The organism is Glutamicibacter sp. NPDC090743, from assembly GCF_044769125.1.
In the GTDB taxonomy this organism is placed as follows: Bacteria; Actinomycetota; Actinomycetes; order Actinomycetales; family Micrococcaceae; genus Glutamicibacter.
The window spans coordinates 477,772-503,588 of sequence record NZ_JBIVXE010000001.1 but is presented as its reverse complement, the minus strand read 5'-3'; the positions used below and the strand labels follow the sequence as shown (position 1 = coordinate 503,588).

27 protein-coding genes, 7 tRNA genes and 1 riboswitch are annotated in these 25,817 nt (G+C 61.6%); of the genes, 19 read left to right on the top strand and 15 right to left on the bottom strand.

Translation table 11 applies throughout. From position 1 onward, the window contains the following. Positions 1–14: 14 nt before the first annotated feature. From hisF to ACIQTS_RS02375, 13 genes are all read right to left on the bottom strand, one after another. Positions 15–785: an imidazole glycerol phosphate synthase subunit HisF gene (gene hisF, locus ACIQTS_RS02435; RefSeq protein ID WP_105656715.1), complete on the bottom strand. Its 771-nt coding sequence runs from the start codon at positions 783–785 to the stop codon at positions 15–17. A 21-nt stretch (positions 786–806) separates the two neighbouring features. Beyond that, positions 807–1,655, bottom strand: a complete 849-nt coding sequence (gene hisG / locus ACIQTS_RS02430) for an ATP phosphoribosyltransferase (RefSeq protein WP_105656716.1) — start codon at positions 1,653–1,655, stop codon at positions 807–809. A 142-nt stretch (positions 1,656–1,797) separates the two neighbouring features. Continuing rightward, the gene (locus ACIQTS_RS02425) at positions 1,798–2,061 is read right to left on the bottom strand and encodes a phosphoribosyl-ATP diphosphatase (RefSeq protein WP_038991810.1); all 264 of its coding nucleotides are present in this window, start codon (positions 2,059–2,061) and stop codon (positions 1,798–1,800) included. Positions 2,062–2,133: 72 nt separating this feature from the next. Then, the gene (ribH, locus tag ACIQTS_RS02420) at positions 2,134–2,625 is read right to left on the bottom strand and encodes a 6,7-dimethyl-8-ribityllumazine synthase (protein ID WP_402470923.1); all 492 of its coding nucleotides are present in this window, start codon (positions 2,623–2,625) and stop codon (positions 2,134–2,136) included. A gap of 36 nt (positions 2,626–2,661) precedes the next feature. Next, positions 2,662–3,909 carry a 3,4-dihydroxy-2-butanone-4-phosphate synthase gene (gene ribB, locus ACIQTS_RS02415; RefSeq protein WP_402470921.1) on the bottom strand — a complete coding sequence of 416 codons (1,248 nt, stop codon included), beginning with the start codon at positions 3,907–3,909 and terminating at the stop codon, positions 2,662–2,664. After that, the gene (locus ACIQTS_RS02410) at positions 3,909–4,532 is read right to left on the bottom strand and encodes a riboflavin synthase (RefSeq protein WP_105656719.1); all 624 of its coding nucleotides are present in this window, start codon (positions 4,530–4,532) and stop codon (positions 3,909–3,911) included. The genes ribB and ACIQTS_RS02410 overlap by 1 nt, the downstream gene beginning before the upstream one ends. Before the next feature lie 34 nt (positions 4,533–4,566). Then, positions 4,567–5,607: a bifunctional diaminohydroxyphosphoribosylaminopyrimidine deaminase/5-amino-6-(5-phosphoribosylamino)uracil reductase RibD gene (gene ribD / locus ACIQTS_RS02405; RefSeq protein ID WP_402470918.1), complete on the bottom strand. Its 1,041-nt coding sequence runs from the start codon at positions 5,605–5,607 to the stop codon at positions 4,567–4,569. Positions 5,608–5,622: 15 nt separating this feature from the next. After that, entirely contained in the window at positions 5,623–6,324 is a 702-nt protein-coding gene (gene pnuC, locus ACIQTS_RS02400) for a nicotinamide riboside transporter PnuC (RefSeq protein WP_105661574.1), read from the bottom strand. Positions 6,325–6,439: 115 nt separating this feature from the next. Next, a riboswitch (FMN riboswitch) is annotated at positions 6,440–6,577 on the bottom strand. Positions 6,578–6,618: 41 nt separating this feature from the next. Continuing rightward, positions 6,619–7,281 (bottom strand): ribulose-phosphate 3-epimerase, encoded by a 663-nt coding sequence (gene rpe, locus ACIQTS_RS02395; protein WP_332730780.1) that lies wholly within the window; start codon positions 7,279–7,281, stop codon positions 6,619–6,621. 28 nt (positions 7,282–7,309) lie between these two features. Then, positions 7,310–8,833 carry an RsmB/NOP family class I SAM-dependent RNA methyltransferase gene (locus ACIQTS_RS02390; protein ID WP_402470915.1) on the bottom strand — a complete coding sequence of 508 codons (1,524 nt, stop codon included), beginning with the start codon at positions 8,831–8,833 and terminating at the stop codon, positions 7,310–7,312. Next, complete coding sequence (gene fmt / locus ACIQTS_RS02385) at positions 8,830–9,762, bottom strand: methionyl-tRNA formyltransferase (RefSeq protein ID WP_133834246.1); 933 nt, start codon at positions 9,760–9,762, stop codon at positions 8,830–8,832. The genes ACIQTS_RS02390 and fmt overlap by 4 nt, the downstream gene beginning before the upstream one ends. Positions 9,763–9,765: 3 nt before the next feature. Next, positions 9,766–10,329 carry a peptide deformylase gene (gene def, locus ACIQTS_RS02380; protein ID WP_133834247.1) on the bottom strand — a complete coding sequence of 188 codons (564 nt, stop codon included), beginning with the start codon at positions 10,327–10,329 and terminating at the stop codon, positions 9,766–9,768. 93 nt (positions 10,330–10,422) lie between these two features. Next, positions 10,423–11,265, bottom strand: coding sequence for a PD-(D/E)XK nuclease family protein (locus ACIQTS_RS02375; protein WP_402470911.1), 843 nt, complete (start codon positions 11,263–11,265; stop codon positions 10,423–10,425). 192 nt (positions 11,266–11,457) lie between these two features. Between ACIQTS_RS02375 and ACIQTS_RS02370 the strand changes: the two genes are divergently transcribed. The 9 genes from ACIQTS_RS02370 (at position 11,458) to ACIQTS_RS02330 (ending at position 13,994) form a co-directional block, all read left to right on the top strand. Continuing rightward, positions 11,458–11,530, top strand: a tRNA-Gly gene (locus ACIQTS_RS02370). A 54-nt stretch (positions 11,531–11,584) separates the two neighbouring features. Beyond that, positions 11,585–11,655, top strand: a tRNA-Cys gene (locus tag ACIQTS_RS02365). A 27-nt stretch (positions 11,656–11,682) separates the two neighbouring features. After that, positions 11,683–11,754: transfer RNA gene (locus ACIQTS_RS02360), tRNA-Val, on the top strand. 45 nt (positions 11,755–11,799) lie between these two features. Then, a tRNA-Gly gene (locus ACIQTS_RS02355) sits at positions 11,800–11,872 on the top strand. Positions 11,873–11,926: 54 nt separating this feature from the next. After that, a tRNA-Val gene (locus ACIQTS_RS02350) sits at positions 11,927–11,998 on the top strand. A 45-nt stretch (positions 11,999–12,043) separates the two neighbouring features. Further along, a tRNA-Gly gene (locus ACIQTS_RS02345) sits at positions 12,044–12,119 on the top strand. A 19-nt stretch (positions 12,120–12,138) separates the two neighbouring features. Continuing rightward, positions 12,139–12,214 (top strand) — tRNA-Gly (locus ACIQTS_RS02340). 237 nt (positions 12,215–12,451) lie between these two features. Continuing rightward, positions 12,452–12,661, top strand: a complete 210-nt coding sequence (locus tag ACIQTS_RS02335; RefSeq protein ID WP_133834248.1) for an antitoxin — start codon at positions 12,452–12,454, stop codon at positions 12,659–12,661. Between the two features lie 145 nt (positions 12,662–12,806). Next, positions 12,807–13,994 carry a benzoate/H(+) symporter BenE family transporter gene (locus ACIQTS_RS02330; RefSeq protein WP_402470909.1) on the top strand — a complete coding sequence of 396 codons (1,188 nt, stop codon included), beginning with the start codon at positions 12,807–12,809 and terminating at the stop codon, positions 13,992–13,994. A gap of 24 nt (positions 13,995–14,018) precedes the next feature. On the opposite strand, the gene zapE is transcribed toward ACIQTS_RS02330, so the two are convergent. Beyond that, positions 14,019–15,059 (bottom strand): cell division protein ZapE, encoded by a 1,041-nt coding sequence (zapE, locus tag ACIQTS_RS02325; protein WP_400288195.1) that lies wholly within the window; start codon positions 15,057–15,059, stop codon positions 14,019–14,021. 214 nt (positions 15,060–15,273) lie between these two features. Here zapE and ACIQTS_RS02320 point away from each other — a divergent pair, with 214 nt between their 5' ends. The 3 genes from ACIQTS_RS02320 to ybaK are packed head-to-tail and all read left to right on the top strand — an operon-like array spanning position 15,274 to position 17,186. Then, positions 15,274–16,188, top strand: a complete 915-nt coding sequence (locus tag ACIQTS_RS02320; protein WP_332594951.1) for a sulfurtransferase — start codon at positions 15,274–15,276, stop codon at positions 16,186–16,188. Then, positions 16,185–16,625 carry a SufE family protein gene (locus ACIQTS_RS02315; RefSeq protein ID WP_105656729.1) on the top strand — a complete coding sequence of 147 codons (441 nt, stop codon included), beginning with the start codon at positions 16,185–16,187 and terminating at the stop codon, positions 16,623–16,625. Before ACIQTS_RS02320 ends, ACIQTS_RS02315 begins: the two co-directional genes overlap by 4 nt. 57 nt (positions 16,626–16,682) lie before the next feature. After that, on the top strand, positions 16,683–17,186 hold the full coding sequence (gene ybaK, locus ACIQTS_RS02310) for a Cys-tRNA(Pro) deacylase (protein ID WP_402470904.1): 504 nt from the start codon (positions 16,683–16,685) through the stop codon (positions 17,184–17,186). Positions 17,187–17,271: 85 nt separating this feature from the next. Here ybaK and ACIQTS_RS02305 read toward each other — a convergent pair whose 3' ends face one another. Further along, positions 17,272–18,495, bottom strand: a complete 1,224-nt coding sequence (locus ACIQTS_RS02305) for an alpha/beta fold hydrolase (protein ID WP_332594949.1) — start codon at positions 18,493–18,495, stop codon at positions 17,272–17,274. A gap of 62 nt (positions 18,496–18,557) precedes the next feature. On the opposite strand from ACIQTS_RS02305, the gene msrB reads away from it, so the two are divergent. From msrB to ACIQTS_RS02270, 7 genes are all read left to right on the top strand, one after another. Beyond that, entirely contained in the window at positions 18,558–19,001 is a 444-nt protein-coding gene (msrB, locus tag ACIQTS_RS02300; RefSeq protein WP_105656732.1) for a peptide-methionine (R)-S-oxide reductase MsrB, read from the top strand. Positions 19,002–19,150: 149 nt separating this feature from the next. After that, a complete protein-coding gene (locus ACIQTS_RS02295; protein WP_402470900.1) occupies positions 19,151–20,536 on the top strand; it encodes a DUF6421 family protein in 1,386 nt (461 codons plus the stop codon). Between the two features lie 22 nt (positions 20,537–20,558). Then, a complete protein-coding gene (locus ACIQTS_RS02290; RefSeq protein ID WP_400288201.1) occupies positions 20,559–21,263 on the top strand; it encodes an SDR family oxidoreductase in 705 nt (234 codons plus the stop codon). 82 nt (positions 21,264–21,345) lie between these two features. Continuing rightward, positions 21,346–22,407: a threonine aldolase family protein gene (locus tag ACIQTS_RS02285; protein WP_402470897.1), complete on the top strand. Its 1,062-nt coding sequence runs from the start codon at positions 21,346–21,348 to the stop codon at positions 22,405–22,407. 61 nt (positions 22,408–22,468) lie between these two features. Next, positions 22,469–23,107 carry a DUF3000 domain-containing protein gene (locus ACIQTS_RS02280; RefSeq protein ID WP_400288204.1) on the top strand — a complete coding sequence of 213 codons (639 nt, stop codon included), beginning with the start codon at positions 22,469–22,471 and terminating at the stop codon, positions 23,105–23,107. Between the two features lie 46 nt (positions 23,108–23,153). Beyond that, positions 23,154–24,404 (top strand): HRDC domain-containing protein, encoded by a 1,251-nt coding sequence (locus tag ACIQTS_RS02275; RefSeq protein WP_332486048.1) that lies wholly within the window; start codon positions 23,154–23,156, stop codon positions 24,402–24,404. A gap of 158 nt (positions 24,405–24,562) precedes the next feature. Next, positions 24,563–25,813, top strand: a complete 1,251-nt coding sequence (locus tag ACIQTS_RS02270) for a thiolase family protein (protein WP_402470893.1) — start codon at positions 24,563–24,565, stop codon at positions 25,811–25,813. Positions 25,814–25,817: the final 4 nt, after the last annotated feature.

Genomic DNA, 25,817 nt, shown 5'->3' with positions numbered 1-25,817 from the left:
TTCGGCTTACGTGCCTAGCGAACTGGGTAGCCAGCTTCGCGGATGGCCTGTTTGACCTTGGCGATCATGTCCTTCGGACCGAAGTGGAAAATCGAGGCGGCCAAAACGGCATCGGCACCTGCTTCAATTGCTGGAGGGAAGTCCTCAGGCTTTCCTGCACCACCCGATGCGATCAGCGGGACCGAGACCTCGGCGCGAACTGCACGGATCATTTCCAGATCGAAACCATCCTTGGTGCCATCAGCATCGATCGAGTTCAGCAGGATCTCCCCCACGCCTCGTTCAGCAGCTTCCTTGGCCCAAGCTACGGCGCACATTCCCGTGCCGGTACGACCACCATGAGTAGTAACCTCGTAGCCCGATGCAATCGTCGGGTCATCTGTGCGTCGGGCGTCGAGCGACAGCACGAGTACCTGGGAGCCGAAGCGCTGGGTAATCTCGTTGATGACCTCAGGACGGTTCACCGCCGCGGTATTGATCGAGGCCTTGTCGGCGCCGTTGCGCAGCAGGCGATCGACGTCTTCGGCAGCGCGGACGCCTCCGCCTACGGTCAGCGGGATGAAAACTTCTTCTGCGGTATGGCGAACGACCTCATAAGTAGTTTCACGATCCGCGCTGGATGCGGTGACATCCAAGAAGGTCAACTCGTCGGCACCTGCATCATTGTAGCGACGGGCAAGCTCAACGGGATCGCCAGCATCGCGAAGCCCCGCAAAGTTCACGCCCTTCACAACACGTCCGGCGTCAACGTCGAGGCAAGGAATAACACGAATTGCAACGCTCATCAGCGAATTTTCCTTGTCTACTTAGATGCGGCAGGCGTGGATCTGGCTGACCAAGATGGCGCGGGCGCCAACTTCGTACAGCTCGTCCATGATGTTATTGGTCTGCGACTTCTTGACCATGGCGCGCACGGCCACCCAATCGGAGTTTGCAAGGTCCGACACGGTTGGCGATTCCAGGCCAGGGGTCAGCTCGCAAGCCTGGTCGGCAAGCTCGCGGCGGACGTCGTAGTCGAGCATGACGTACTGGCGGGCAACGAGCACACCGTTCAGGCGGCGGATCAGCACGTCCAAGCCGGATGGCTTGTGGCCGACACGGCCGATCATGACTGCTTCGGAGTTCAGCAGCGGATCGCCGAAGATCTCCATGCCAGCGGCCTTGATGGTATTGCCGGTTTCTACAACGTCAGCGATGGCATCGGCCACGCCCAGCCGGACCGAAGATTCGATGGCACCGTCAAGGCGAACGATCGAAGCCTGGATGCCGGACTTTTCGAGGTAGTGCCGCAGCAGCACGTCATAGCTGGTGGCAATGCGCTTGCCATTGAGCTGCTGTGCATCGTTGAAGGCGCCAACCGGGGCAGCGAAGCGGAAAGCCGATTTCCCGATGCCTAGCGAGAGCTGCTCTTCGACAGCGTCGTCGACATCTGCGTCAAGGTACAGATCGCGACCGGTGATGCCTACGTCCAGGATTCCCCGGCCGACATAGACTGCGATGTCGCGCGGACGCAGGTAGAAGAATTCAACTTGGTTTTCCTCATCGACCAGGACCAGTTCGCGGGAATCGCGGCGCTGGAGGTAGCCGGCTTCCTTGAACATGGTGGAAGCGATTTCGGATAGGGCACCCTTATTGGGTAGGGCTACGCGGAGCATTGTTGACTCATTTCGTCATGAATGGCGCTGCGGCGATTAGCCATAAACAAGCGCCAAGGATTAATTCGTTGGCCGTTGTTTCTGCCGCCGTGCGTTGACTGCGACCTGATCGGCAGTGGATCAGGCCGCAATCGCGCGACGGCTATAGATGCTTGTAAACGTCGGCCAAGGTCATTCCCTTGGCGATCATGAGGACCTGAAGGTGGTACAGCAGCTGGGAGATCTCCTCCGCCGCGGCCTCATCGGTTTCGTACTCCGCAGCCATCCAAACTTCGGCGGCTTCCTCGACGATCTTCTTGCCGATGCCATGGACACCAGAGTCGAGTTCGGTGACGGTACGTGAGCCTTCCGGGCGGGATTGTGCCTTGAGCGATAGTTCGCTGAAGAGCTCGTCAAAAGTTTTCACGGAACTTATCCTAGCTGTTTTCTCTGCAGGGGCTGTATTCTGGTGGCCCTTTGTGACAGGGCCACCCGAATGCTATGGCAGTGCGGCTACCGTCGTGACGGCAGCCGAGTAGGCTTCATAGCCTTTGTCCTCGCTGGAGTTTTCCAAGCCAGCGCGGTCAAGGGCCTGCTCTTCGTTATCGCAGGTGAGCACGCCAAAACCGATTGGTGTTTTGGTGTCCACGCTCACATTGGTTAAGCCATTGGTCGCGGCCAAGCAGACGTAGTCAAAGTGCGGGGTACCGCCACGGATGACCACGCCCAGCGCGATGACCGCGTCGTAGTCGCCGGCAAGGGTGGAGGCAGCGACCGGCAATTCGAAGGTGCCCGGGACGCGGACCAGGGTGGTGCTCGATTCCAGACCGGCATCCTTGGCGGCGCGCTCGGCGCCGTCAATCAGTCCGTTCATGATCACCTCGTGCCAGCTCGCGGCCACGATGGCCACCTTGAGCTGTGAGAACTTCTCCTGAACGGCCAGGGCCTTCAGCTGTTCGCTGACATCGGCAGGTGCGCCATGCTTGCTCATCTTGATGCTCCTTCTATTCTTCTGGATTCGTGGGGTTCAGGCGCCGTGGTAGGCGTCGGCCTGCTGGTCATCTTCGGTATCGGGCAGATCCAGGTGGTGGCCGAAGCGCGTCTGCTTGGTGCGCAGGTAGGCCGAGTTCTGCTCACGCGGTGCAATCTGCAGGCCGATCAGCTCTGCTACCTTGATTCCCGCGTCATTCAGCTGTTCCTGCTTGTCCGGGTTGTTGCTCAGCAATCGGATTTCGTCCATGCCCATGGCCTTGAGGATGGCAGCGACGGCGAAGTACTCGCGTGCGTCGGCAGGGAAGCCCAGATGCAGGTTGGCGTCCAGGGTATCCATGCCGCCTTCCTGCAGGGCGTAGGCGCGCAGCTTGTTGGCCAAGCCGATGCCGCGGCCTTCGTGCCCGCGGATGTAGATGACGTGACCGCCTTCGCGGGCGATGGTTTCCATCGAAGCATGCAGCTGTTCGCCGCAGTCGCACCGGTAGGAACCGAAAATGTCCCCGGTGAGGCACTCCGAATGGATGCGCACCAGGTTGCCGGGCTTAGCGCCGACGGGGCCGGCGTGGCTGAGCACGACGTGCTCGTGGCCTTCTGCGGTAGCAGCGCGGGCGGTGAAGTCCCCGAAGGCGGTGGGCAGCTTGATCGGATCGGTCAGCTCGATCTCGTCGTTGACTCGGCGCCAGCGGGCCAGGTCGTCGATGGAGATCAGCGGCAAGTTGTGTTCAGCTGCGAAGACGCGCAGGTCATCCAGGCGCATCATTTCACCGTCGTCCTTGGTGATTTCGCCGATCACCCCAACCGGTTCCAAGCCGGCGGCCTGGCACAGGTCGACCGCCGCTTCGGTGTGCCCGCGACGTTCCAGCACTCCCCCGGCCGCAGCTCGCAGCGGGAAGATATGGCCCGGGCGGGAGAGCTGGGCCGGTTCGGTGGCCGGGTCGGCCAGCAGTCGGCTGGTCAGCGCACGATCGGCAGCGGAAATACCGGTGGTGATCCCTTCGGCGGCGTCGCAGGTGACGGTGAAGGCAGTGCCCTTGGCATCCTGGTTGATGCCGACCATCGGGGCCAGGCGCAGCGCGTCGGCCCGCTTGGCGCCCAAGGGCACGCAAATCACCCCTGAGGTGTAGCGGATGGTGAAGGCCATCAGCTCGGCCGTAGCGTGCTGGGCGGCGAAGATGATGTCGCCCTCGTTTTCCCGGTCCTCGTCGTCGACGACCACTACGGCTCGGCCGGCGGCCAGGGCTGCCAGCGCGGTAGGGATGGAATCCAAAGTCGAGGTGCCCATTACTGCTGGCCACCGAATTCATTCAGGCGTGCCACGTACTTGGCGAGCACGTCGACCTCGATATTGATCTTCTCGCCCACTTGGCGGGTGCCCATGGTGGTCTCGGCGAGGGTGATCGGGATGATGCCGACCTCGACCCAGTGCCCACCGGAATTCGTTGCCGGGGAGACTGCGGTAATGGTCAGCGAGATGCCGTCCAGCGCAATGGAACCCTTTTCCGCGGTCAGCGGCGCGTAAGCAGCGTCGATTCCAATGCGGAAGGTGGTCCACTGACCGTGGTCTTCGCGGGCCAGCACCTCGCCGACGGTGTCTACGTGGCCCTGCACCACATGCCCATCGAGCCGGCCTCCGGCGGGGGTGCAGCGTTCGAGGTTGACCTGGTCGCCGGTTTTCAAGGCGCCGATGGTGGTGCGGCGCAGGGTTTCGCCCATGACGTCGACGCTGAGCGTGTCGCCTTCCAGCTCGGTGGCGGTCAGGCAGACCCCGTTGACGGCAAGAGAACCGCCAAGGCCCAGGTTTTCGGTGTGGCCCGGGGCACGCAGGGTCAGTACTGCCAGATCCTTGCCGCTGAAGGTCTCGATGCCTTCTATGACTCCCTGGCCGGTGACAATTCCGGTGAACATGATTACTCCTTGAAAAGTTTGGGGTTGCTGGCGCTTAGGCGCGGGGCAACGGTTCTAGATGCAGGGCAATATCATCGCCCAGCCGGGTCAACGATTCGTTGCTGGCCGAATCCAGCCGGAAACGCTGCGCGTCACTGAGTGTGGTGGTGCTTGGCATGTTGACCGATGAGCTGCCTGCGCCGATCAGCACTGGTGCTTGGTAGCAGTAGATTTCGTCGGCCAGATCTGCTGCGATGAAGGCCGAGGCGACCGTGGCGCCACCTTCAATCAGCAGATGGGCCAGGCCCAACTCGTTAGCCCGGGCGATGGCCTCTTGCACGTCGTGGCTGCGGATCTGCGACCAATCGCTTCCCTGGGCGAGTGCCAGATCTGCTGGCAAATCGCGTTCACCCATGACCAGGCGGAAGGGGTGGCGCTCGTGCAGCTGCCCCTCGGGAGTGCGGGCGGTCAGCCGCGGGTTGTCGATGATCGCCGTGTTCGTACCGACCAGGATGCCATCCACGCGGGAGCGCAGGGTGTGCGCGTGGTTGCGCGAGGCCTCGGAGGTGATCCATTGGCTCGTGCCATCCGGTGCGTTGATCCGGCCGTCGAGCGACTGGGCAATTTTCACCGTGATGAACGGTCGACCTTCAGCCTTGGCGATGAACCAGCGGTGGTTCAGCTGCTTCGCCGCGGAGAAATCCTCCAGCTGAGTGGCTTGGGTTCCGTGGCTGCGCAGGTAGTCGGCACCTCCGCTGGCGGCGGTGTTATCCGAGACTGCGTAGTACACCTGCCCGATGCCGGCTTCCACGATGGCTCGGGCACAGGGACCTGTGCGACCGGTGTGGTTGCACGGTTCGAGGGTCACTACCATCGTTAGTTCGCGGGCCTTGGCAGGAGGCATCTTGCCCAGGCGCCGCAGTGCGTCGACCTCGGCGTGCGGATGCCCCGCCCCGATATGAAAACCGGTGGCGATGATATTTCCCTCGGCATCCAGGACGCAGGCGCCGACCAGCGGGTTGGCCCCGCGGTGGCCGCGTCCGGCGGTTTCCAGCGCGGTGCGCAATGCGGCGTCGAGCTGCTGGGTCGTAATCATGGTGCTGCTCCCCTTTCAGCGTTGGCGCGAGATGGTTGGATCGAGCATTTCGGTTTCAATCTGGGGTTTCGCGTCGCGCTTGGACTTGGCCCAGACGAAGAAGCCGACCAGGGTGAATGCCCCGTAGAACAGGTACATGAACGCGCTGGCGTAGTAGCCGGCGGAGAACAGCAGCGGCACGCCTACGGCGTCGACGGCGACCCAGATCAGCCAGAATTCGACCCAGCCCTTGGCCATGCCGTACGTGGCGAGCATCGAGCCAACGAAGGTCCATGCATCAGCCCAGACAGGTTCATAGGAGCCGAGGAGGCGGAAGATCGGTGTCACTGCGAGAGTGCCGAGGATCAGCACGGCGATCAGGCCCAGGCGAGCCTTGTTGGAAGCCCATTCAGGGGTGACGGCGCTACCGGTGCCGTTCTTGGCCTGCTTCCAGCGGTACCAGCCGAAGACCGAGACGGCGATGAACATGATCTGCCGGCCGGCTTGGCCCCAGAGGTTGGCAGTGTATCCGGTATCGAAAATGCTGCCCAGGAACACCGTCAGCAGCAACAGGTTGCCGACGATTCCGATAGGCCAGGCCCAGACTTTGCGGCGCATGCCGCCCACGGCGCTGGCCAGGCCGAAGATATTGCCTACGACTTCGCGCACCAAAAGTGCCGACGAGCCGATCGCAATTTGTGAGTTGAAAGCTTCAATGAGCCACCGCAGGAAATCCATCATTCCACCCTTCTCGAAGCGGCGGCTCCGGGGGTGTGCATTTGATGGGCCTGTGGCTCTGCTTTAGGAGATAGACCCGGTGCGGGCTATCGGCAGTACCAGTAGGCATATCAAATTCGTGCTTCTCCCATCCAGACTTTAACTGTCGGTACCGGAATTTCACCAGTTCAACCGTTCCCTCAGCTTGTGGCTTTGGTTGCGGGTCGCGGACTATCACCGCCGGTTCGGACTTTCACCGACCCCGGAGCACGTATTCGTGTTTACTGAGTTTATTCTGACACACTTTGTGCGCCGCTAGTGACCGCCCAGCGCAAGATTGCGTAATACATCGATTTCCACCGATGGCTCCTGGGCCGAGTACACCGCGGAACCGGCGACGAAGACATCCGCACCGGCTTCGGCGGCGCGCAGGATCGTGTCGCGCGAAATGCCGCCGTCAACCTGCAGCGCAATCGGCTTGCCGCTGCCGTCAATGGCAGCCCGGGCACGCTCGATCTTGGGAAGGACCAGATCCAGGAACTTCTGGCCGCCGAAACCTGGTTCCACGGTCATCAGCAGAACCATGTCCAGCTCGCCGAGCATGTCCAGGTAGGGTTCGATCGGCGTGGCCGGGCGCAAGGCCATGGCGGCCCTGGACCCGGCGGAACGCAATTCACGAGCCAAGCGGACAGGAGCTGCCGAAGCCTCGGCGTGGAAAGTTACCGAATCCACGCCGAGCTGCGCGTATTCCGGGGCCCAGCGATCCGCGTTCTCAATCATCAGGTGCACATCGATCGGCAGCTTGCTGACCTTGTGCAGCGCATCAACCACGGGCAAGCCCAAGGTCAGATTGGGAACGAAATGGTTGTCCATGACATCCACGTGGACCGCGTCGGCAGTGTGGATGCGGTCCAGCTCGCTAGCGAGGTTCGCAAAATCGGCGGACAGGATCGACGGGTTGATCCGCGCATTACGCATGGATGCTCCTTGGAATACTCGGGCTTGGCTAGGCTTTTTTGGTCAGGATTGCCATGAACATGGCGTCGGTGCCGTGCACGTGCGGCCACAGCTGCACGGTGCTCCCATCGCCCAGTGCATGGCCTGCCGATGGCGCGTCCTGATACATCACCGAGGAAACCGCGGCGCTGGTATCCAGCAGTGCCGCGTTTTCGTGGTGCTTCAAGAAGTCTTCCACAACCAGGCGGGTTTCGGCCTGATGCGGCGAACAGGTGACGAAGCCGATGACGCCGCCGACGCGGACCGCGTTGAAGGCTGCAGCGAGCAGCTCGCCTTGCAACTTGGTCAGTTCCGGAATGTCGCGCGGGGCTTTGCGCCAACGCGATTCCGGGCGGCGGCGCAATGCGCCCAAGCCGGAGCAAGGGGCATCGACCATGATGCGGTCGTAGTCCCCTGCATAGTCCAGACCGCCGAAGCTGCGCCCGTCGTCACCGGTGACCATCCAGTAGTCATGCGGCACCGCAGCCAACGAGTTCTCGACCAGGCGAGCGCGGTGCGGTGTTGGCTCGTTGGCAGTCAGGCGGGCGTCGCGCTGCACGGCGATCGCTGCGAGCAGCGCCGCCTTTCCGCCTGGACCTGCGCAAAGATCCAGCCAGTAGCGGTCCTCGCCGGCTTCGGGCAATTCGATAGTAGCCAGGGCGCGGGCCATGACCTGGCTGCCGGCATCCTGGACACGCACGGTGCCTTCCTTGACCCCTGGCACACGCGAGACGTCGCCGTGCTTGTAGGTGGCCGAATCAGCCAGCAAGGTGCCCGGTTCCGCCCCGGATTCCAGGGCGCCGGACAGATCGCCCAGCCCCGGCAGGGACACCAGGTTCACCAGCGGCGCCAGGTTATCCGCTTCCAGCAGGGCTCCAAGTTCGCTGGCGTCGCGGCCATGGGAAATCAGCGCGCCGCGCAAGGCACGGACAATCCAATCCGGGTGCGAGTGCTCGATGGCCAGCCGCTCGGACTCCGAAGCGGCAGCATTGCCCAGCAGCTCAGTCCACTCATCGGCTTCCTTGGCAGAAACGCGCCGCAGTACGGCGTTGATCAGGCCGGAAGGGCCGGCGCCGATCTGCGCACGAGCCAGCGACACGGTTTCATCCAGGGCGGCGTGCTTGGGCACACGCATGGCCAGCAGCTGGTGGGCACCCAGGCGCAGCGCATCGAGGATGGCCGGATCCAGCTCGGCCAGCGGACGGTCAACCAGGGTGGTCAGGATCGCGTCGTAGAACCCCTGGCCGCGCAGTGCCCCGTAGGCCAGTTCGGTGGCGAAGCCCGCGTCGCGGCGGTCAAGCTGGTATTCGCGGATCATCTTCGGCAGCACCAGGTTGGCATAGGCATCCGCGCCGGATACCTCACGCAGGGTCTTGAAAGCTAGCAGGCGTGCCGGGTCGGCCGCGCGCTTTCGCTGGCCGGGTGCGGATGCCGAATACTTCCGCGGGCCGGCCTGGCCGCGGTTGCGGGTACGGCCCTGCTCATTGCGGCGATCATTGTCGCGGTATCCGCCGCGTGGTTCCTGTCCGCTCATGCGAAGCTCACTTTCGTTCCCTGGGTGAGCACTCCACGTGCCCAGTCGCTGGCGTTCATCATTTTCTTGCCCGGAGGCTGGATTTCGGTGGGCTGCAGGGCCCAGGTGGCGGTGCCGATGTATACCTTCGGCTGCTTGCCTGGCTCGATGCGCACTTCGCCTGGCGCAAGGTCGGTGATCTCGCGGTGCTCACGCAGTGGACCGAATTTGAAGCGCTTGTCTTCGGCCTTGACCCAGGCGCCCGGGGACGGGGTGGTTCCGTGGGCGCGCCGACGGATTTCCGTGGCGGTCCGGGTGAAGTCCAGCTCCGCATCCACGTCGGTAATCTTCGGTGCGTAGGTGTGCGATCCGGACTGCGGAATGGCAATGGCCTGCCCGGAATCCAGAGCTTGCAAGGTCTGCACCAGCAGGTTCGAGCCGGACCGGCTGAGCCGTTCGAGCATGATGCCTGCGGTGTCCAGTTCACCAATTCTCTCGGTGACCTGTCCGAATACCGGACCTGTGTCCAGTCCGGTTTCCAGCTGGAAGGTGACTGCACCGGTGATGTCATCGCCGTTGATAATGGAATGCTGCACCGGAGCGGCACCCCGCCAGTGCGGCAGCAAGGAGAAGTGCAGGTTGATCCAGCCATAGGTTGGAACTGCCAATGCCGCCTCCGGCACTAGCCCTCCATAGGCGACGATGGCCGCGGCTTCAAGGTCCAAGGCCGCAAGTTCGGCGGTAGTTTCTTCGGTGATCTTGGCAGCCTTGATGATCGGCAGGCCAAGCTCTGCGGCGCGAGCGGCAACCGGCGATGGGGTCAGCACGCGTTTGCGTCCCAACGGGGCATCGGGACGGGTGAGCACTGCGGCAATTTCAAAACCGGCCTCGTGCAGGTAATCCAGGGAAGTGACGGCGACCTGTGGTGTGCCGGCGAATAAAATACGCATGAGTTAGAACCCCAATCCTGCGCCAAAGCTGGAGCCCAGGGCTCCGGAACGTTTCTTTACGGTGGCGTTAGCGGTCTGCGAGTAGTTGTTGGCCCGCAAGGTGCGCCACGCCGCTTTCTTTTCTTCTGGTGCCAGCCGGTCCAGGAACAAGATGCCGTCCAGGTGATCGGTTTCGTGCTGGAAGCAGCGGGCGAGCATGTCGGCGCCTTCGAGTTCTACCGGGTTGCCGAACTTATCGAAGCCGGTGGCCCTGACATAGCGCCGGCGCCGAACTGGTGCTGCAATGCCCGGGATGGACAGGCAGCCCTCCACCTGGTCTTCCTGGTAATCCTCGCTGAGCTCCAGCACCGGATTCACGATATGTCCGCGTTTTTCGCCAATTTGGTAGGTGAAGACACGCAGGGAAACACCGACCTGCGGTGCGGCAAGTCCTGCACCGGTGACGTTTTCCATCGTCTGATCCATGTCTTCGACGAGCTTCTGGAGCTCCGGGCCAAAGTCGGTCACCTCCTGCGCTGGGGTGCGTAGAACGGGGTCTCCGATGATCCGAATTCCCAAAATCGCCATAATCCGCTGGTACCTTCCCTGCCGTGGACATTGGTATTAGGTTTCGCAATGCCGAAAGCTAACCGTTCCAGTCTACGCGGTGGGCGTGCGACTTTATTGAGCTGGCGGCGTGATTTCGGCCAGTGAGGCACGCGACTGCGCGATCCTGAATGAGGCTTCCCAATTCCGGCGCAAGGCATAGAACTTGGACCAGTAGTCGGGCAAAGCTGGAGGTGGGGCCATGAAGGTGCGTGCCCCGGTCTCGCCCAGGGCTACGGCGAGCAGCATGGCATCGGTCCCGTGCTCCCACCCTTTCCACGTGCCTTGTTCGGCATCGACTACTTGCTCTTCGGCTTTGCATGCGGCCGCGAGCTGCATGATCACCTTGTCGTCAGGACGCTTGACGAAGCCGTCGCGGTCGGTGTTTTTGGTCTTGTAGTCAACGAGACAGGTTCGACCGCCAATCTTGGCGACCAGGTCGATGGTGCCGGCGTAGCCGACGCTGTGATTCCAAACCGTCACCTCGGCGGCAATGGGCTGGACGTTGTAGTCTTCCCACCATTGGTCAAAGTGGCGTGCGAAGCCCAACTCCTTATTCGCTTCGAGCGCGGCTTGAGCTGCGCCCAGGTCATGTTCCAGATCCAGCGCTTGCAGGGCGCGCTGCTCCGCGTAGTTATGCACCCGGTCCCCGCGCATGGCCGCGGAATCCCGATAAGCTTCGGCCGCACCGGCTGCATCTAGCACGAGTGAGCGCAATTGGCGCGGGTCCCCCACCGCTTGCACCAGCCGATGATCATCGGAAAGCGACTTGGCCGCCATGTACCCGGCCCAGCCGGAGAGGTCGAGCTTGTCCATGCCGATGACTGTGGTGATGGATGGGACAATCGCTTCCCCGCCGACTTTTCGGCTGTACATGCGGCCCAGGTCTGTTTGAATAGCCAGTTTTGGTGACGTCATGCACACGATCATGGCATGCACTCGGATTGCTTCGCTCCTAGTCGAGACGGAAAAATCAATTTTCCGCGTAGTTCCGCGGTTTTTAGGCCATGTGAACCAGATCTCAGCGTTTCGATTTGTGGGGATGCGAAAACTCGTATAGAGTTTTTACTCGTTGGAGCGAACGGAAACGTTCAGAAAACAAGACATTTTGCGGACATAGCTCAGCTGGTAGAGCGCAACCTTGCCAAGGTTGAGGTCGCGAGTTCGAACCTCGTTGTCCGCTCGCAAAAAGATTCACCGACTAGGTAAAACTAGTCACTCTGACTTCGGTCAGTATGGTGGGGTGGCCGAGAGGCGAGGCAGCGGCCTGCAAAGCCGTATACGCGGGTTCGAATCCCGTCCCCACCTCGCAATGAAGATTGCTTGATCTTTTTTGCGCGATTGGCGCAGCGGTAGCGCGCTTCCCTGACACGGAAGAGGTCACTGGTTCGATCCCAGTATCGCGCACGGAATCATGGTTCACCAGACCATGGATCTAATAACTAAATATATGCGGTCATAGCTCAGCTGGTAGAGCGCAACCTTGCCAAGGTTGAGGTCGCGAGTTCGAACCTCGTTGACCGCTCTGTGAATTCATAAGGCAATTTTGAATTCTGTCGAGATTCCTTGCGAATCTTCGGCGCGATTGGCGCAGCGGTAGCGCGCTTCCCTGACACGGAAGAGGTCACTGGTTCGATCCCAGTATCGCGCACGGAATCATGGTTCTCCAGACCATGGATCTACTAATTAAATATATGCGGTCATAGCTCAGCTGGTAGAGCGCAACCTTGCCAAGGTTGAGGTCGCGAGTTCGAACCTCGTTGACCGCTCCAAATAATTGAATATAGTTTTGCGGTCATAGCTCAGCTGGTAGAGCGCAACCTTGCCAAGGTTGAGGTCGCGAGTTCGAACCTCGTTGACCGCTCCAAATAAAGATGGGAATCACTTTTCGTGATTCCCATCTTTGCTTTAACCATCGTTCCAGGCGGCCACCACTTCCCTGACTAGTAAATAGCTAACCTGTGTGCAATCTGACAGCCACCAGCAAAACACCTAGGCAACTGGGGAAATGTCCCTAATGCACTTCCATGCGTTGGCCTGAGCCTTTAAGGTGGGTGATAGTTGTGGAGCTACAGGGGTTCCCACAGACGAATGGAGGTGCAGCATGGCAGGATTTGATGATCTGCGTGGCAAGGCAGAGGAATTCGCCAAGGAGAACCCGGAGCAGGTATCCCAGGGTATCGAACAGGCTGGTGATTTTGTCGATGACAAGACCGGCGGCAAGTTCGCCGAGCAGGTAGACGGTGTCCAGCAGGGCGCTGGCGACTACCTCAATGGCCTTGGCGGAGGCGAAGGCGAGAATAACGAGGCCTAATTCCTCGACGCACTCCCCTCGGCTTGCCCGAGCATCCTGGGAAGGTACCGACCGAGGTCGGTGCCTTCCCTGCTTTAACGTCATATCAGGGGAATTAATTCATGCCGATTTTCGGCCAACCGGCGCCACCCTGTAGAAAAAGAGTATGACTCGTCACACGCCCCCAGATGGAGCTGGCCTTTTCCATTCCGTGCTTGCGGGATTGATCACCACCATGGTGGGGTTTGTAGCATCCTTCGCTGTCGTACTGGCCGGATTATTCCAGGTCGGAGCTTCGAGCGAACAGGCGGCCTCAGGCTTATTCGTCCTGTCCCTCTGCGTAGGCCTGAGCACCATTGCGCTTTCGCTGCGATACCGCCAGCCGATCAGCATTGCATGGTCCACTCCCGGTGCCGCGATGCTCGCCTCACTGGCTCCCGGAGTGTTCGCGTTCAATCAGGCAGTGGGGGCATTCATCGTCAGCGGCGCGCTGATCATGTTGACCGGTCTGGTACCGTCCTTGCACCGGCTGCTCACTCGCATTCCGGTCCCAATTGCCCAAGGCATGCTCGCCGGTGTCTTGATTCCGCTGTGCCTGAAACCATTTACAGCCGTGGCCAGCATCCCGTTGCCCGCGTTGGGTATCCTCCTGGTGTTCTTCATCGGGCTCAGGATCCTTCCGAAATTCGCTGTAGCGCTGAGCATGCTGGCGGCGGTGGGTTTCGGCCTATGGCATATTGGCCGCACCGCGACGTGGGATTCGCTCGAAGTTCTTCCGCAGCTGCAGTGGATCGGTCCTGAATTCTCCTGGCAGGCCATTGCCAGCATCAGCGTTCCGTTGTTCGTGGTGACGATGGCATCGCAGAATATTCCGGGCGTGGCCGTGCTCAGCTCCTTCGGGTACACAGCGCCGTGGCGCCCCACCATGCTGGCGACCGGAGTGGGGTCGGCTAGCGGCGCGTTCTTCGGCGGGCATGCCATCAATCTGGCGGCAATCACCGCGGCGCTGGCTGCCGGAGAGCAGGCCGGCCCGGACCCCCGGCTGCGCTGGCGGGCGGCGGCGAGTTCAGGCGTCTTCTACTTGGTCTTCGGTGCCTTGAGCGCGCTGATCGTATCGGTGGCCAGCGCCTCGCCCGAGGGGCTGTTCCAGGCGGCGGCGGGCTTGGCCTTGCTGGCAACACTCGCCAATGCGCTGCTCGGAGCGATGGCCGATTCCTCCTGGCGGTTGAGCGCATTGACCACGGTCCTGGTCGCTGCCGGCAATCTCACGCTCTTCGGGATCGGTGGTGCCTTCTGGGCCTTGGTGGCAGGGCTCTTAACGCACTTCATCGTCGAGCGCAGGGCTCGACGATGAAGTGGCGGGACAGGTGTTTCCGGCTTAGAGGGCTGGTTCTCCAACTTGGCCTTCACGAGCCAAAGCGGTCAGGCGCGAGACGGCACGGAAGTACTTTTTCTGGTAGCCGCCGGACATCATTTCCGGGGTGAACAGTTCGCTGAATGGCTTGCCTGAGGCAACGATTGGCACGTCCTTGTCGTACAGGCGGTCCGCAAGAACCACGAAACGCAGGGCGATGGCCTGATCGGTGATGGTATCCACGTTGTGCAGAACCAGCACATCAGTCTCGGAAAGCAACTGGCGGTAACGCGACGGGTGAACCTTCGAAAGGTGAGCCACCAGATCCTCGAAGTTGTCATCGGCCAAGGTCTTGTCCGGGTAGCGATCCAGGGCGAATGCCTTGATGCTCGCATCGTCCAAGGGCTCGGGGGCATCGGGCAGGCCACGGTGGCGGAAGTCTTCGCCTTCGACGCGGTGCACGTCGAACTGCTCTGACAGGGTCTTGATTTCACGCTGGAAATCCACTGCCGCGAAGCGCCCCTCGCCCAGCGCACCAGGCAGGGTGTTGGAGGTTGCCGCCAGCTTCACGCCAGCATCGGACAGCTCGCGCATCAACCGGGACATCAGCACGGTGTCCCCCGGATCATCCAGTTCGAACTCGTCGATGCAGACCAGCGAGTATTGGCTGAGCACTTCAACGGTCTGGCGGAAAGACAGCGCGCCAACCAGGTTGGTGTACTCAACGAAGGTGCCGAAGGCCTTGCGGCCCGGGGCTGCATGCCACAGGGAGGCGAGCAGGTGGGTCTTGCCTACGCCGAAGCCGCCATCGAGGTAGATGCCGTTCTTGGTTTCCTTCTTCTTGCCGAAAAGCTTGGAGAAGAACGAACCGGAGTTGTTCTTGCCCACGGTTTCTGCGAAAGCCTTGAGCTTATTGACGGCTTCGGTCTGCGAAGGCTGGTTAGGATCCGGGCGATAGGTATTGAAGGACACTTCACCAAAGCGGTAGGACGGGTGGAATCCGGCCAGCAGTTCTTCGATTGAAAGATTCGGCTTGGTCTCGCTCAGGTGGGTGATCGTCGCCATTGGCTGTGGGAGTCCTTCAGTTGATTGCTCAGGAAATGGTCGGGAAGCCGTGGCTTTCCCATCGGCCAGTTTACCTTGAACGCGGCGAATCATTGCCGAAAATGTCGTAGAGCACACTGGGTTCGCAATGGATGAGGACTAGGCTAGAAGTAATGCCCGTGCCCGCTGTTTCCAGCGTGGCAAAAACTGACACCCGCAAGGATCGTGATTAGGAATGTCGTTGCCCGTCGAGTCCAACGAGAAATATGCAGCCTACGCTCACCCAGAACGACTGGTTTCCACCCAGTGGGTGGCAGACAACCTCGGAGCCGAGAATCTCGTAGTACTGGAATCGGATGAGGACATCTTGCTGTATTCCACTGGCCACGTGCCAGGCGCACTGAAGATTGACTGGCACACGGAGCTGAACGACGAAGTCACGCGCGACTACGTTGACGGCGAAGGCTTCGCACAGCTGATGGCCGCCAAGGGCATCACCCGCGAGTCGACCGTGGTCATCTACGGCGACAAGTCCAACTGGTGGGCCGCCTACGCGCTGTGGGTCTTCACACTTTTCGGCCACGAAGATGTACGCCTGATGGACGGCGGCCGCGACAAGTGGATCGCTGAAGGCCGCGAGCTGAGCACCGAGAAGCCGGCCGTGACCGCCACCGAATACCCTGTGATCGAGCGCGTCGACTCCGAGATCCGCGCTTTCCTTCCGGAGGTCCTGAAGCACCTGGGCAACCCGCTGATCGACGTGCGTTCGGCCGAGGAATACACCGGCGAACGTACCCACATGCCGAATTATCCGGAAGAAGGCGCTCTGCGCGGCGGGCACATCCCAACCGCCGCATCGGTGCCATGGGCCAAGGCTGCGGCCGAGGACGGCACCTTCCGCTCGCGCGGAGAATTGGAAGCCATCTACCTCGACGGCGCCGGCCTGAAGCCGGGCGACGATGTGGTGGCCTACTGCCGCATCGGTGAACGTTCGAGCCACACCTGGTTCGTGCTCAAGCACCTGCTGGGCTTCGAAACCGTGCGCAACTACGACGGTTCATGGACCGAATGGGGCAACGCGGTCGGCGTGCCCATCGTTCGCGGCGAAGCCGCCGGCGAGATGCCTGCACAGCGCGGAGCCCGCGCATGAGCCAGCTCCCCGATGCACTGAACGAAATCGTCGAGGAGTTCACCGAGGTGCCCGAGGCCGACCGCCTGGAACTGCTGCTGGAGTACTCGCGCGAGCTGCCCGAGCTTCCAGCACGCCTGGCTGATCATCCTGAACTATTCGAGCAGGTTGTCGAATGCCAGTCGCCGCTGTTCTTGGCCGTCGAGGTCTCGGCCGAAGCGAATAACCCGGTGGGACTGTTCTTCTCCGCTCCCCCGGAGGCTCCAACCACCCGCGGCTTCGCCTCGGTGCTGGCTGCCGGCCTGGACGGCGCGGAGGCCGCAGCGATTCTCGCCGTTCCCGATGACATGCCCCAGCAGCTGGGTCTGACCCGTGCGCTGTCGCCGTTGCGCATGCGCGGCATGACCGCCATGCTCGGCCGCATTAAGCGCCAGATCTCAGAGCAGCTGCCTGCGTAGGTTTTGCCTCGAACGCAGCTAGAAGCCAATAAGCAGTAGTTAAGGATCCCCAAGCACGTGGGCAAGAAGAAACAGGCCGCCTCCACCCCGGCGACCGCCGCACTGGATGCGGCAGGTATCAGCTATGTAGCGCACAGCTATGCGCATAGCGACTTGGCCGAAGGCTACGGCGCCGAAGCAGCCGAGCAATTGGGTGCCAGTGGCGACCGGGTCTTCAAGACCCTGATGGTCTCCACCGGAGCCAACGCCACCCAGGATCTGGCCGTCGCAGTGGTGCCAGTGAATGCGAAGCTGGATCTGAAGGCGATTGGCACCGCGTTGGGCAAGAAGAAGGCGCAGATGGCTGACAAGGCTGCCGCCCAGCGACGCAGCGGCTATGTCCTGGGCGGGATTTCCCCGTTCGGGCAGCGCCAGAAAACCGCTACCGTCATTGACTCCAGTGCGCAGCAGTTCGAGACGGTATTCATTTCTGGCGGGCGCCGCGGTTTCAGCCTGGAGATCGCTCCGCGAGATGCCGCGAAGGCGACCGGAGCCATTTGGGCGCCGATCGCCTCCGGCTAGACAGCGATTGGCCAAAAAAGGGCCCTGCCTGCGGGATCGAGATCTGTTGATCGTTCTCGCGGGCAGGGCCCTTTGCCGCCTTGGACTACTGGACTTGAAGCAGCGACATGCGCTTGCTCAAGAAGTCGGTGATCGCCCGGGCAAAACCCTGTGGATCCACATTCGGCTCACGCGTGTGCCCTGCCTTGGCAAAGGTCTTGAGCGTGACCAAATCCGGGCGCAGCGCCGCCAGTTTCAAGCTCGGGCCATTAGGGACGAACTCGTCATCACGGCTGTGCATTATCAGCGTCGGGAATTTCAATTCGTCCGCGCGGTCCACCCAATTCAACCGGCGCAGATTGACCGGGGCCGCTTGGCCGGTGACCCAGCGCCCTGCCTTATTGGACAGCAGCCACTGGCCAAACAGGCCCACCGATTGCGGGATCTTATTGGCCCGGGCCTGGTGCGAAAGCACATCTACCCAATTGATTACCGGGCCGACCAGCATGAGCGAGTCAATATGGTGGGCCAGCTTGCTCCGATCGGCGGCCTGCAGGCTGATGGCACCTCCCATGGACCAGCCCAGCAAGATGATCTGCTTCGCTCCGCGGTCCAGTGCGAATTGGATACCCGATTCCACGTCATGCCATTCGGTATCGCCCAGACCGTAGCGGCCATCCGGGGCGCTCGGAGCCAAACCGTCATTGCGGTAGCTCATCAGCAAGGTCGTAACCCCGAGTTCGCTCAAGGCAGGCAACGCCCGAATGGTCTCATTACGTCGGGCGCCTCGGCCGTGCACGCCAATCACCCAGACATCTTCGTTCGTGGAGCCACGCACCAGCCAGGCTGGACCGTCGCCGCCATCCAGGGGCACGACTACGTCTTCTGCGTCAAAGCCCAGGTCCGCGGGGTGCTCGTAAATTGCCCCGGATAGGTTGCCGCGGCGTACTCCCTGGAGGGTGCCGTGATAGATCTTCTCGATTTTGCGCGCAACCAGGCGGGATTTGCCCGGAACGGCTTCCGGCGCGGAAAGCCGCAGCGCGCAGGAGTCGAATTCGGTGAGGAAGCTGCACGGACCAGGTTCGCTGGTATCGGCGTCCTTGTTGAAATGCAACCAGAGTTTGCCCTCGGCATCGGTGACGACCTCCCGGATGATGCTGTTGCCGGTGCGGCGTTCTTCCGGGGTCACTACACGTCGGGCGAAGTAACCGGCGAGCGCTGATACGCTGGCGGCCACCAGGGAACCAGCGCCCAGTCCCAGCCCAACCCCAATCAGGGTTGCAGGCACTGCGCTGCGGGGTTGCATGGTATCTACGATGTTCCGAGCCATGTTTTCATCTTTCCATGACCTGGCCCGGGAATCATCTAGCCTGCTCAAGCGTTTTACATTGCATGAATGATGAATCGGTAAACCAATCAGCACAGCCAGCAGACGAAGCAACCGCGCGCAGCGATGTGCAGTGGCAGCAGATCCTCTCTTCCGAGGAATTCCGCGTATTGCGCCAAGCAGGGACCGAGCGTCCATTTACCGGCGAATACTGGGATACCACTACCGAGGGCGTGTACTCCTGCCGAGCCTGCGGTTCGGAACTGTTCGCCAGCACTACGAAGTTCGATGCCGGTTGCGGCTGGCCTTCCTTCTTCGCGCCGTTGGCCGAAGATCGGGTGCGCTATATCAGCGACGAGTCCATGGGCATGAAGCGTGTTGAGGTGCGTTGCGCCAATTGCGATTCGCATATGGGCCACGTTTTCGAGGGTGAAGGTTTCCAAACCCCAACCGATCTGCGTTACTGCATGAACTCTTTGAGCTTGACCCTGCGTCCTGCTCAGGGCTAATGCCTTTGTCGGTGGCAAGGCCTGGATCACATTTAGAGCAAGAGTTGCTTATTCACTGACGACTTAGCATCACCTTTTCTGTTGTTTGAGCGTAGCGTTCAAGGTAAGCACTTGAGCGCTGCCCCAAACATGAAAAGAAGGTGTATGAAATGACTCAGACTTCCTCCAAGCCAGTACCGGCCACCGACGCAGAAGTACTGCAGATCGCAAACTCGGAAGCTTGGCTGACGCTGAAGTCTGCCGCCACCGAGTTCCAGGGCCTCCAGGCACAGGACGGTTCCTTGGCCGACAGCGCATCTGCACCACAGGCTGCCAAGCTCGTTGATTCCATCATCGAGTCGGTGCAGTCCTTGCGCGTGCACTTCGAGCACGACGCAGAGTACCTCGAACAGCTGGTCACGGACCTGCGCCAGTGGGCAGATGCAGGCTTCGGCGTTCCCGACTTCCTCGATTCGCTGATGCAGTTCCAGCCCCAGGCCCAGCGCATTGACGGCCTGCTGCATCTGGTGCTTTTCCCGATGTACACCCAGAACGGTTCAACCAACCGCCACCTCGAAGCCGTGCTGGTGCAGGTCATGTGGCCTGAGTTCATTGCCGACCTGGAGAGCAAGGACTACGCCAACGCCCTGTTCGTGCCGCTGCGCTTCATCGACTTCACCGAAGGCTACAACACCAATTCCGCGGTGCTCTTCCCGGAGTCGGTCGCCATTCGGCAGACTCCGTCATTCACTTGGGGCGCGATCTTCCAGGATCGTGAGGCTGTACGCTTCCGCAAGGTCCTGCAGGAAGCTACACGCATCACCAACCTCGAACTGCCCGATGACGCCGCAGAGCTGCTCAAGGACCAGCACCTGACCGAAGAAACCTTCATCATGTGGGACCTGATTCACGACCGCACCCACATGCGTGGCGATCTGCCATTCGACCCGTTCATGATCAAGCAGCGCATGCCGTTCTTCCTTTACTCGCTCGAAGAACTGCGTTGCGATTTGACCGCGTTCCGCGAATGCATGAAGATCGCCGCCAACCCGGCTTCGGATCAGAAGAGCGCCAAGATGGCCAAGCTGGTGCAATACGCGGTGATCTTCGACCGCATCTTCCGCTTCGCCATCACCGGCTCGCGCGTACGCAACTACGACGGTCTCGGTGGCCAGTTGCTGTTCGCATGGATGCACCAGCACCATGTACTGCACTGGACCGACACCAAGTTGAGCATCGATTGGGATCAGGTACCCGAGGTGGTTGCAGCCTTGGGGGATGCGATCGACGAACTGTATTGGAAGTCCATCGACCGTCCGAAGCTGGCTCACTGGCTTGCTGCCTACGAACTGGTTTCGGCCACCGTCACCCCGAACCCCGCGTCGGTCTGGGCCAAGGGTCCGGATGCCCTGCCGCTGACCGCACCACTACGTGAAATCACCGACCAGGTCATGGACGATGAATTCCCGCTGTCGATGTTCTACGAAGCTCTGAATAAGAAAATGGCCACCGTCATCGAATCGACCAAGGGCATGACCGGGGCAACGAAAATCTAGCCTTTCCTCTAGGCTAGAAAATGTGAGCAAAGAAAGAATCTCCTTGAACGAGACATCCAGACTAGTGCTCCTTGCCGGTGCTACTTCCGCCTCCGGCATTGCCAGCGCCACCGCGCTGGTTGATGCCGGAGCGCGTGTGCTTGCAGTGGGAAGCAACCAAGAGCGCCTCGACGAACGCCTCCCGTTCGTTCATGCCCGCTATGAATGCGATCTGGGCGACTTCGCAGCGGTCAAGCAATTGGCGCTGCGGATTCATGAAGAGCACGGCAGCATCGATGCGCTGATCCACCTGGTAGGTGGCTGGCGTGGCGGTAAGTCGATCACCGGCCAAACCGACGAGGACTGGGATTTCTTGCACAGCAGCGTGCTGACCACCCTGCGCAACACCTCCCGCGCCTTCGTCGATGATCTGGTCGCCTCCCCCGCAGGCCGCTTGGCGATAGTCAGTTCCGAGGCAGTGCTGAATCCGACCCCGTCCAATGCCAACTACGGTGCGGTCAAGGCCGCAGCGGAACACTGGGTCAATGCCATCGCCCGCCTGTTCGCCAAGCAGGCAGAAAATGCCGCCGCGGTGAGTTGGGTCGTCAAGGCATTGAGCGACAAGTCTCCCGAAGAAACGCCTTCCGGGCAGACCCCGGTGCAGTTTCTTGCCCAGGCCGCAGTGGCTTTGCTTGGCCAGGATGCCCGCGAGCTCAACGGCACCCGGGTTGCATTGCCCAAGGCCTGATTACTGGCCGGTGCACACCTCTGGGCGCTGCACTGGCATAGCTTTCGACTTCACCCCTTGAACTACTAAGGACCTCCACAGCATGACTTTTACCCACGACGCTTCGATTCGCGGATTCGCTTCGGATAATTATTCTGGCGTGCACCCGCGCATCATGGATGCGATTGCCCGCGCCAACGGCGGCCACCAGATCTCCTACGGTGAGGACCAGTACACCGAGGAACTAGGCAACGTCGCCCGCAATGCCTTTGGCCCGGAAGCCCAGATCTTCCCGGTTTTCAACGGCACCGGCGCCAACGTCATCGCCTTGCAGTCCTTGCTTCCACGCTGGGGCGCTGTCATCTGCGCATCTTCTGCACATATCAACGTGGATGAGAACGGTGCGCCGGAGCGCATCGGCGGCTTCAAGCTGCTGCAGGTTGACACTCCCGACGGCAAACTGACTCCAGAGCTGATCGACCAGGAAGCATGGGGCTGGGGCGACGAGCACCGCGCGCAGCCGCTGGCCGTGTCGATCACCCAGGCGACCGAGCTGGGCACCCTGTACACCCCTGGGGAAATCAAGGCCATCACCGACCACGCGCACAAGCTGGGCATGAAAGTGCATCTGGATGGCTCGCGCCTGTCCAACGCCGCGGCCTCCCTGGGCGTGCCGTTGCGCGCGCTGACCACTGACGTCGGCGTGGACATTGTTTCCCTCGGCGGCACCAAGAACGGCATCCTGCTCGGTGAGGGCATTCTGACTCTGCGCAGCGAACTGGCCCAGGACCTGAAGTACCTGCGCAAGATGAACATGCAGCTGGGTTCGAAACTGCGCTTCATCTCCGCACAGCTGATCGAGCTTTACGGCACCGATCTGTGGCGCGAATTGGCAAGCCACTCCAACGCCATGGCCGCCAAGCTCTCGCAGGCAGTTGAGGAAATTGACGGAGTCCAGCTGGTCTACCCGACTCAGGCCAACGGCGTCTTCGCCCAGCTGCCTACCGAGGTCAGCGACCAGCTGCGCGAGCACTTCCGCTTCTACGACTGGGATCGCGCGGCCAGCCAAGTGCGCTGGATGTGCTCGTTCGACACCACCGAGGAAGATGTTGCAGCGTTCATTGCCAAGCTGCACGAGCTGCTCGGCGCCTACGCCGCCGCTTAGCATGAACCCGCGGTCGGCGCGCCGTACCCATGCTCGGGTACGGCGCGCTTAGACTCAAATTGTGACCAATGATCGCCCTGCTTCCGCCATTCCGAAGGCCTTTGCCACGGCCCTTGAAGAGTTGTCGCATGCCAAGGTGCGCAAGGAACTGAAATTCACCGAAATTCCGGCCCCTGGCAGGCTGGCGCCGTTCGCGCTGGCACTCAGCGGCGACGTGATGGATGTGGTTGCTCCCGGACACGGCCCCCAGGGCCAGGAGATTGGCCGCACCCCGTTCCTCCAACCAGCCGAGCAGCTGGCCACCGGACGCTTCATCCTCCTCTTCGACCCCGCAGGCCAAGAACTGTGGAATGGCCAATTCCGCATCGTCACCTACATTCGGGCCCGCCTGGATCATGAAATGGGCCAGGATTCCATGCTGGCTTCCGTCGCGTGGTCATGGCTCGAAGAAGCCCTGCGCGATCGCGACGCCGCATACCATTCCGCTGGCGGTACTGCGACCCGGGTAATTTCCGAATCCTTCGGCAATCTCGCCGGGGAACAAGACCATATCGATATTGAGCTGCGTGCTTCCTGGTCCCCGGACTCTGACCATCTGGGAGCGCATCTGAGCGCGTGGGCCGATATGGTTTGCACTTTCGCCGGCCTGCCTCCCCTGCCCGAAGGCGTGCAGCAGCTGCCTCATCGCCGCCTGAGCTAGCGATTATCAATGCGATGGAGCCGAATAGTCCTAGAATGGAAGCACCATGCCGAATTCTGACTCTTCCGCTCCCGCATCATCCACCACTGCCAACGAGGCCGCCGCACCCGTTCTGACGCCACTAAGTGCGCCGCGCGACGGGATCCCCGAAGTCATCGACACCGCACCTGCCTTGCGCCGTGCAGTGCGCGCACTGGAAGCCGGCACCGGCGATCTGGCCGTGGATACCGAAAGAGCCAGCGGGTTCCGCTACGGCCAGCGCGCCTTCTTGCTGCAGATTCGCCGAGAAGGTGCGGGTACTTGGCTGATCGACCCGGAAACCCTGGACGATCTGTCCCCGCTGCGCGAGTTCGTCAACGAGCAGCCCTGGATCCTGCATGCGGCCACCCAGGATTTGCCGTGCCTGCACGAATTGGGCATGTCCCCTACCTCGCTGTTCGATACCGAGATGGCTGGCCGTCTTGCGGGATTCCCCCGCGTCTCGCTGGGTACCATGGTGGGCGAATTGCTCGAGCTGCAGTTGGCCAAAGAACATTCGGCAGTGGACTGGTCCACCCGCCCGTTGCCTGAATCATGGCTGAACTACGCCGCACTGGATGTGGAAGTTCTCGAAGAGCTGCGCCAGGCCATCACCGCGGTGCTGGAAGAGCAGGGCAAGCTGGATTTCGCCTTCCAGGAATTCGAGTACGAACGCAATCTGCCTGACCCTTCCCCGGCACAGGTGCCGTGGCGCAAATTGTCCGGCATCCATAAGCTCAAGAGCCGACGCAACCTGGCGGTAGCTCGCGAACTGTGGCTTTCCCGCGAAGCCCTGGCGCAGAGCCGCGACGTTGCCCCGGGTCGGCTCATTCCCGACCGCGCAATCATGGCCGCCGTGGATCAGCGCGCCACCAGCGTTCCAGCGCTCTTGCAGATCCCCGGGTTCCACACGCGCAATGCCAAACGCGATGCCGCACGCTGGGTCGACGCGATCAAGCGCGGCAATAGCACCAGGGACCTGCCCGACCTGCGCGCCCCCAAGCCGGACTTGCCGCACCCCCGCTCATGGGCCGAAAAGAACCCGGCCGCGGCGAACCGGCTGGACGCGGCCAAGCTGGTCGTCAATGAGGTGAGCGAGCACTGGAATATTCCCGGCGAGAATCTCTTGACCCCGAAGTACCTGCGTGAATTGTGCTGGAATGCGCCGGCTCGCATCAGCGAGGCAAGCGTAGCGGACATGCTGGAAAATCTCGGTGCCCGCCAGTGGCAGCGTGGACTTCTTGCGGACAAGCTGGCCATCGCGTTGAAGCAGGCCTAGGCGGTTTCCAAGAAGGATTCACCGCGGGTTCCCGGATTTGCGAGGTGATGCACTTGCACTTCAAGTTACTACTGAGTAACGTATGGTTCAGGTCACAGTGATGCTGGCCACTGCCCGGTCTTCACGGGCAGCATGAACCAACCCCAAGGAGCCCGACGGTGAGTGCCAACGCTTCGACCGTGCGCAACAATGCGCGCCCTTCGCTCGACGACCGCGATGTCGTCTTCATCGACGGGGTACGCACCCCATTTGGCAAAGCCGGCGAGAAGGGGATCTACCACGGTACCCGCGCCGATGACCTTGCCGTCAAAGCCGTACGCGGCCTGCTGGAACGCAACCCGGAAGTTCCTGCCGAAAAGATCGACGAGATCTCCATGGCCGCAACTACGCAGTCCGGCGACCAGGGCTTGACCTTGGGCCGCACCGTGGGCCTGCTCTCCGGTATCCCCAAGTCCGTTCCGGGCTTCGCCATCGACCGCATGTGCGCCGGAGCGATGACCGCCGTCACCGCGACCGCCGGCGGCATCGCTTTCGGCGCCTACGACGTAGTGGTCGCCGGCGGCGTGGAGCACATGGGCAACCACCCAATGGGCGCCGGAGCGGACCCGAACCCGCGCTTCCTCTCCGAGCGCATCGTCGACCCGCAAGCATTGAACATGGGCAATACCGCGGAGAACCTGCACGACCGCTTCCCTGCGATCACCAAGGAACGCGCCGACCGCTATGCTGTCGCATCGCAGGCCAAGCTGGCCAAGGCCTACGAGAACCAGCAGATCCAGGCCGATCTGATCCCCGTGGCAGCCAAGCGGCCGGGCGAAGGCTGGGCCGTGAACTCGGCTGACGAACCGCCACGGCCAGGCACCACCATGGAATCGCTGGCCGAACTGCGCACCCCCTTCCGCGCCCACGGACGCGTGACCGCAGGCAACGCAGCAGGCTTGAACGACGGAGCCACCGCCGCCCTGCTGGCCAGCGGCGCGGCAGTGCGCGAACTGGGCCTGGAACCGAAGATGCGCATGGTCTCCTTCGCCTTCGCCGGCGTGGACCCGGACGTGATGGGCTACGGGCCGGTGCCGGCCACCGAAAAGGCCCTGGCCAAGGCCGGCCTTGGCATCAACGACATCGGCCTGTTCGAAATCAACGAGGCTTTCGCCGTGCAAGTGCTGTCCTTCCTCGACTACTACGGAATCGACCAGGACGATGACCGCGTGAACCGGTACGGCGGCGCCATCGCGGTGGGGCACCCGCTGGCCTCTTCCGGCGTGCGCCTGATGTCCCAGCTGGCCCGCCAGTTCTCCGAGGAGCATTCGGTGCGCTATGGCATCACCACCATGTGCATCGGCTTGGGCATGGGCGGCACAGTGATCTGGGAGAACCCAAACCACGCGGACTTCGGCAGCAAGGCATAAGGAA